Origin of the sequence: Kitasatospora sp. NPDC056327 (assembly GCF_042261735.1) — a bacterium.
Classification (GTDB): domain Bacteria; phylum Actinomycetota; class Actinomycetes; order Streptomycetales; family Streptomycetaceae; genus Kitasatospora.
This window is the reverse complement of sequence record NZ_JBHJRC010000094.1, coordinates 21621-27620: the sequence shown is the minus strand read 5'-3', so window position 1 is coordinate 27620 and position 6000 is coordinate 21621. Positions and strand designations below refer to the sequence as shown.

General features: G+C 75.9%; 6 protein-coding genes. 1 reads left to right on the top strand and 5 read right to left on the bottom strand.

Annotated features, from left to right (window positions below):
- Positions 1 to 169: 169 nt before the first annotated feature.
- Positions 170 to 436: a hypothetical protein gene (locus ACFCX4_RS16315; protein WP_376142851.1), complete on the bottom strand. Its 267-nt coding sequence runs from the start codon at positions 434 to 436 to the stop codon at positions 170 to 172.
- A 226-nt stretch (positions 437 to 662) separates the two neighbouring features.
- On the opposite strand from ACFCX4_RS16315, the gene ACFCX4_RS16310 reads away from it, so the two are divergent.
- The gene (locus ACFCX4_RS16310; RefSeq protein WP_376142849.1) at positions 663 to 1460 is read left to right on the top strand and encodes a phosphoribosyl-dephospho-CoA transferase MdcG domain-containing protein; all 798 of its coding nucleotides are present in this window, start codon (positions 663 to 665) and stop codon (positions 1458 to 1460) included.
- Between the two features lie 43 nt (positions 1461 to 1503).
- Here ACFCX4_RS16310 and ACFCX4_RS16305 read toward each other — a convergent pair whose 3' ends face one another.
- The 4 genes from ACFCX4_RS16305 to ACFCX4_RS16290 form a co-directional block, all read right to left on the bottom strand.
- Positions 1504 to 3636, bottom strand: coding sequence for a phosphocholine-specific phospholipase C (locus tag ACFCX4_RS16305; protein WP_376142847.1), 2133 nt, complete (start codon positions 3634 to 3636; stop codon positions 1504 to 1506).
- 182 nt (positions 3637 to 3818) lie between these two features.
- Entirely contained in the window at positions 3819 to 4478 is a 660-nt protein-coding gene (locus ACFCX4_RS16300; RefSeq protein ID WP_376142845.1) for a pentapeptide repeat-containing protein, read from the bottom strand.
- 408 nt (positions 4479 to 4886) lie between these two features.
- Positions 4887 to 5519, bottom strand: a complete 633-nt coding sequence (snpA, locus tag ACFCX4_RS16295; protein WP_376142843.1) for a snapalysin — start codon at positions 5517 to 5519, stop codon at positions 4887 to 4889.
- A gap of 169 nt (positions 5520 to 5688) precedes the next feature.
- Complete coding sequence (locus tag ACFCX4_RS16290) at positions 5689 to 5844, bottom strand: hypothetical protein (protein WP_376142841.1); 156 nt, start codon at positions 5842 to 5844, stop codon at positions 5689 to 5691.
- Positions 5845 to 6000 lie beyond the last annotated feature (156 nt).

Here is a 6000-nt window from a genome sequence, read left to right as displayed (position 1 = left end):
GACCAGGATCATGCGCGGCGAGTACCAGGCCCTGCTCGACGACTACGGCCTCACCGCCCCCGGCCCCGACCCCGCCCCCCCCCCAGACCCGCCCCAGGCGGCCCCCCCCCCCCCCCCCCGTGCGGGCCCCCCCCGGGGGCCCTCCCGGGGCCGGCCCGTGCCGCGGGGGTCAGCCCCAGGGGTCGCCCTCGGACGTCATGTCCTGGCGGGCCCGTTCCTCGGCCTCCCGCTCGCCGACCGCGGAGGACTCCCGGGTCTCCCGGGCCTTCTCCGTGTCGGCGCTGAACGCGTCGGCGGCCTCGTCGTGCGCGAGGGCGGCCCGCCGGGCGGCGTCGGTCAGCGCGGTGGTGTCCTGTTCCGGGCCCGTACCGAGCGAGGACCTGGCCTCCTCGGCGGCCTGCTGCGGCCTGTGGCGGAACCTGTCGAAGATGCCCATGACTCCTCCTCCGGGCGAATTCCGGCCTGCCCCCACTCTCACACCGCCCGCTCCGGCCCGCACCCGCTGCCGGGGGCGGCGCGGGACCCGGGGCGGGGCCGGGGCGGCCTCGCGCGTTGAGTCGTTGGTCCCGGGTCGCGGGCGCCGAAAGGCCGTAGCCACCCCGGTGGGGCCGGAGGAGGGTGGACACCGTCAGCCGGTCCCGATCCCACCCCTGGAGCCCGCCGTGACCGTCGCCGCCCGCCCCCACGTCCCCCGTCCGAGTGAGGAGCCGCACGGCGGACCGCGCCGGCTGGTCGGACCGCTGGCCGCGCTCGACGGACGGCTGCCGGGCGTCCACGACCTGCTGCTGATGCAGTGCCCCAGCTCGCTGCGCCCCCTCGGCGGCGGCGCGCTGCCGGACTGGGCGCGCCAGGTCCTGCGCGCGCACCCCTGGGTGACGGTCGGCCGGGCACCAGCCGTGGCCGGCTCGCCGGTGGAGACCCCGTACCCGGTGCGCTGCACCCGGGACGTGTCGGCCGCCCCGGAGACCTGGCTGCCGGTGACGGTGCGCGGCGCCGAGCGCGGGCAGCGGCTCGACGCGCTGGCGCCCCGGGCGGCGGTGGCCCGCACGCTGCGCCCCGAACAGCTGCCGGGGCGGGCCGCCCTGCTCCCGGCCGGGCGGGTGGCGTCGATCCCGGCGCTGGCGGTGCTGGCCCCGGCCGGACAGCTGATCGCGGACCACCGGCTGGCCTGGGGGCCGATCGGCGCGATCGGCTACGAGCTGGCCACCGGGGAGCCGGTGGCCGGACCGCTGAGCCCGCTGCGGCTGGTGCTGCGGGCGCCGCAGCCGGTCAGCCGGCGGGACGCGCTGCACCTGCGACGGGCGCTGAGCCGGCTGCGGGTGCCGGTCCAGGCCGAGCTGGAGACCAGGCACGGCGCGGTGCTGCTGGCCGAGTACGCGGCCTCGCCGCTGTCGCTGACCCTGCTGACGCCGTACGGGCCCCGGGAGGTCCACGATCCGTGGTTCCCCCGGGGCCGGTGAGCCGCGACCGTCCGGCCCGGATGCGCCCGGGGCGGGCCGGGGCTCAGCCGCTGACGCTCGCGGCGCCGGTCTCCAGGTGGCCGGTGAACCGCTGCGACCAGGTGCTGTCGGCGTTCACCGTGACGGTGAAGTCGTACCAGCCGTTGGTGAGGGCCACCGCGTTGAAGAAGTCGCTCACGCCGCCGCCGGCCGGCACCTGGTACGTCCAGGGGCCGTCGGTGCGGTAGTTGGTGGACGTGATGGTGAAGGTCAGCGCGGTGCTGCCGGTGTTGGCGAGGTCGAAGTACACCGCCGGCCTGCCGGTGCCCGGCTCGACCGCGTACCGGCAGGTGACGGCCGCGTACCGGCCGGCCTTGGTGGCGTCGCCCCGGAAGCGGCGCAGGAAGCGGTTGGGGCCGGTCACGCTCAGGTCGTACGCGCCGCCGCCGTAGCCGGTGCCGCAGTTGAAGAAGTCGCTCTGGTTGCCGCCCGCGTCGACGGTGTACTGCCAGGGGCCGCCGCTGCGGTGGGCGTTGGCGTACGCGGCGAAGTGGGCGGCCCTGGTCGCCGGCGCGCCCTCGTTGGTCATCCTCAGCCAGACCTTGATCGCGCCGGCCGAGCCGAACTCCAGGCGGTCCAGGACGGCGTTCGGCTGGTAGGGCACGGCACGGGCCGGACGGGTGCCGATCTCCTGGGCGGGCAGCTTGTTGTCGACCGGCGCCGGGTTGGGCAGCGGGCCGCAGTTGGCCATGCCGACCACCGCGCCGGCCGTGGCGGGCAGCGCGGGCAGGCCGTAGACCGGGTTGGCGAAGTCGAACAGCCCGGTGAGGTCGCCGCAGACCCGGCGGCGCCAGTCGCTGATGTTGACGCAGACGGCGGGGCTGCCGATGGCGGCGGTCCACCGCTCCAGGAAGCGCAGCACCGAGGTGTGGTCGAAGACCTCGGAGGAGACCCAGCCGCCGCGGGTCCACGGGGAGACCGCGATCAGCGGGACCCGGAAGCCCGGACCGATGTTGGTGCCGCCGTAGAACTCGCCCGGGGTGCCGGCCGGGGCGGCGGGCGGCGGGACGTGGTCGAAGAAGCCGTCGTTCTCGTCGTAGTTGAGGAACAGGACGGTGGAGTCGAAGACCTCCGGGTCGGCGTGGAGCGCGTCGATCACGTTGTGGACGAAGTGCGCGCCGTCGGCCGGCGTGGCGTAGGGGTGCTCGGAGACCTCCTGGTTGGGGACGATCCAGGAGACCTGCGGGAGCGTGCCGGCCAGCACGTCGGCCTTGATCGCGGCGACGATGTCGTCCGGGGTCCGTCCGGTGACCCTCGGGACGGAGCCCATGCCCTTGACCGCGAGCGGGCTGCCGGCCGGCGCGCTCGCGAAGCGGGTGAAGTACGCCAGGGCGTTGTCGCCGTAGTTGTCGGCGGCGTTCTGGTAGACCTTCCAGCTGACGCCGGCGTCCTCCAGCGCCTCGGCGTAGGTCTGCCAGCGCAGGCCCTTCTCGTCGCCGCCGTCGTAGGCCGGGCCGCCGGCCGCCCCGGCCGGGTCGATCTGACCGGACCAGTGGTAGGTGCGGTTGGGGCCGGTCGCGCTCAGCGCCGAGCAGAAGTAGGCGTCGGCGATGGTCCAGTTCTCGGCGAGCGCGTAGTGGAACGGGATGTCCTGACGGGTGAGGAAGCCGAGCGGGCGGACGTTGCCCTTGGCCGCCACCCAGGAGTCCAGCCTGCCGCCGTTCCAGGCCTTGTGCTGGTCCCCCCAGCCGTGGGCGAGGTCGCCGTTGCACTGCGCGAGGCGCTGCGGGTCGGCGCCGCCGGCCGGCTTGGTGAGGCTGAACTGCCACGGGTACTGGCGGGCCAGCAGGCCGTTGGGCTGGTTGAAGACGGAGTAGCCGCCGGCGATCTGGATCGCGGAGCGGTCGGCGAAGCCGCGCACGCCGCGCAGCATCCCGAAGTAGTGGTCGAAGCTGCGGTTCTCCTGCATCAGGATCACGACGTGCTTCGCGTCGGCGAGGGTGCCCGTCCGCGACGGCGCCGCCGAGGACGCCGGGGCCGCCGGGGCCGCCGCGCCGGCGACCGCCCCGGCGCTCCCCGCCGTTGCGGCGCCGGCACCGGCCGCCCCGGCTCCGGCACTGCCGGCGCCGGTCACGGCGAGGCCCGCGGCGGCGGCGCCGGACAGGCTCACGAACTTCCTACGACTCAACTCGGCCATCAGCCCAGCCCGTCCCTTCACTGGCGATGTTGTGCACACAAGTCGGGGTCCCACTCGATCGCGCAGCATCCTCCACCCGCCCGGAACGACCCCACCAGGGGCGGGCGGCAGGGTTGGCGGACTGTTCTCCCGGCCGTCACCGAACGACCGGGGGCTGAACGGACGGCGGTCCGCCGGGCGGCTCAGTCCTCCTTCACCGTGATTCCCAGGGCATGGGCGAACTGCGGTGCCAGTTCGATGAGTTGGGTGTTGCTGATGAGCGCGCCGCGCAGGCCCTGGTGGCCGTCGGGCAGGTCGAGCCGGAGGGCGCCGCGCAGGTCGACACCGCCGAGGGCGGCGCCGCGCAGCCGGACCTCCTCCAGGGTGGAGCCCGGGAAGGTGACGTCGGTCAGCCGGGCGTCGGCGAAGTCGACGTCGCGCAGCAGGCAGTCCTCGAAGACCACGTCGCGCAGCACGGCCGCGCGCAGGTTGACGGCCTCCAGCTTGCAGCCGCGGAACACCACGCGGCGCAGCGCCGAGCCGTGCGCGGCGAGGCCGGCCAGCACGCCGCCGACGACGGAGCTGTCCTGCCAGTCGCTGTCGGCGAGGTCGCAGGCCACCCAGCGGCCGGCCTGCACCCAGACCTCGTTGAACCGGGCCTGGCGGAGCTTGACGCCGCTCAGCGAGACGCCGGTGAGGGCGCATTCCAGGAAGGTCGCCCCGGCGGCCGAGGTGTCGGCGTACTCACCGCCGTCGAAGTGCACGGTGTCGTAGCGCGCGTCGCTGCGCAGCGGCCCGGTGTGCGGGGCCAGGTGGGCGGCGTACGGCAGGTCTTCCAGACGGTCGGGGACGTGCTGGGGCATGGCGGTGGCACCTCGCGGTCGGCGGCGGACGGTTCCTCGTCCGCATGCTCGCACGGGGCACCGACACCGCGGGGGTGCCGGACGGGCGGCCCGGTCCCGGCGGGCCCGGCGGGGCGGTGGCGGGCAGCGGCCGGCCCGGTGGGGCGGTGGCGGGCAGCGGCCGGCCCGGTGGGGCGGTGGCGGCCCGGTACGCGGTGACGGCCCGGCGCGAGCGGGCGCGGCACCGGCGAGGCCGGCGTGTCGCGGACGGAGCCGCGACGGGACCGGCGCGAGCGGGCGCGGCGGTGACACGGTGGGGCGCGCACCGCCGGCCCTGCTCGGGTACGCCGCTGCAGGCGTGGACGCACGCGGGGCGGCCCGGTCACCGGGGTTCCGGCGACCGGGCCGTCCACTGCGGTGCGAGCGGGATCAGCCGGCGAGGCCGTTCCGCCAGAGGGAGTTGACGCGGGTGCGCTCGGCGCTGTTCGGGTTCGGGTTGGTGCAGGAGGTGCCGGGGCCGCCACCGGACATCAGCTCGCTGCACGGGCCCGAGTAGTGGTCGGGCAGGCCCAGCACGTGGCCGGTCTCGTGCGCGGTGACCCGGAGGGAGTTGTACTGCCGGTTCTGCGCGTAGTCGAGGAAGATGTAGCCGCGGCCGTGGCCGTCGGTGCTGGCGTACGAGCCGCGCGAGTCGTTGCCCTCGCGGTAGCGGAAGTCGGCCGGCGAGCCCGCGCGGAGCTGGACGTTGGTGACCGAGCTGTTCCAGATCTGCGCGCTCTGGGCTATCTGGGTGCGGAAGGTGGGCGCGGCGCTGGCGTCGTAGGTCACGGTGACGGCCAGGAGGAACGGGTTGGCGGCCTGCTTGGCCCGCGCGGACTGCATGACGGCCTCGTAGAACGCCTTGTTGTTGGCGTCCTCGGTGGCCGAGCCGGCGTACGCGGTGCCGGCGGACGGCGTGTAGCCCTGGACCGGCGCTGCGGAGGCGGTGGTCGGCAGGACGGCCAGACCGGCGGCGAGGGCGAGGCCGATGGCCGCGGAGAACGTGCGCGAGACACGGTTCATGTGGGGGCTCCCGGTTCACGAAAGTGGTGGGGGTGGAGGTGGTACGGGTGCTTCGTACGGTGGTGCGGGTGGAGATGCGCCCGGCCGTTCCGAGGGGGTCGTCCGGCCGGGGCGCGTCGGAGGGGCCGCCGGGGAGGCGGCCGCGGAGGGGTGCCGGACCGGCCGGACCCTACGGTCCGACGGGGCCGGCGTGGGCGCCGCGGCCCGGGCCGTCGACCTCGTCGCGGGCGGTGGCGGCGGCGGGCAGGGCGGCGGGCCGGGCGGCCTCTCCGGCTGCCGGGGCCGTTCCGGGGGCGACGGGGGACGGGCGCGGGACACGGTGCATGTGGGGGCTCCGATTCGCGAGTGCGCCGCGGACGGTGGGGGCCGGACCGCGGGCATCGGATGAATGCTGTGCTGCCCACAGAGCTTCGGTTAGGCCGGCGGCCCGGCGGATGATGTCAACCGGCGATAGCCCGGGCCAATCACCGCGCCCGGCGGA

What these genes read in the sequence shown, in the direction of transcription:
- ACFCX4_RS16315 (WP_376142851.1), bottom strand. Translation starts at nt 436, where the DNA reads ATGGGCATCTTCGACAGGTTCCGCCACAGGCCGCAGCAGGCCGCCGAG.
- ACFCX4_RS16305 (WP_376142847.1), bottom strand. Translation starts at nt 3,636, where the DNA reads ATGGCCGAGTTGAGTCGTAGGAAGTTCGTGAGCCTGTCCGGCGCCGCC.
- ACFCX4_RS16300 (WP_376142845.1), bottom strand. Translation starts at nt 4,478, where the DNA reads ATGCCCCAGCACGTCCCCGACCGTCTGGAAGACCTGCCGTACGCCGCC.
- snpA (WP_376142843.1), bottom strand. Translation starts at nt 5,519, where the DNA reads ATGAACCGTGTCTCGCGCACGTTCTCCGCGGCCATCGGCCTCGCCCTC.
- ACFCX4_RS16290 (WP_376142841.1), bottom strand. Translation starts at nt 5,844, where the DNA reads ATGCACCGTGTCCCGCGCCCGTCCCCCGTCGCCCCCGGAACGGCCCCG.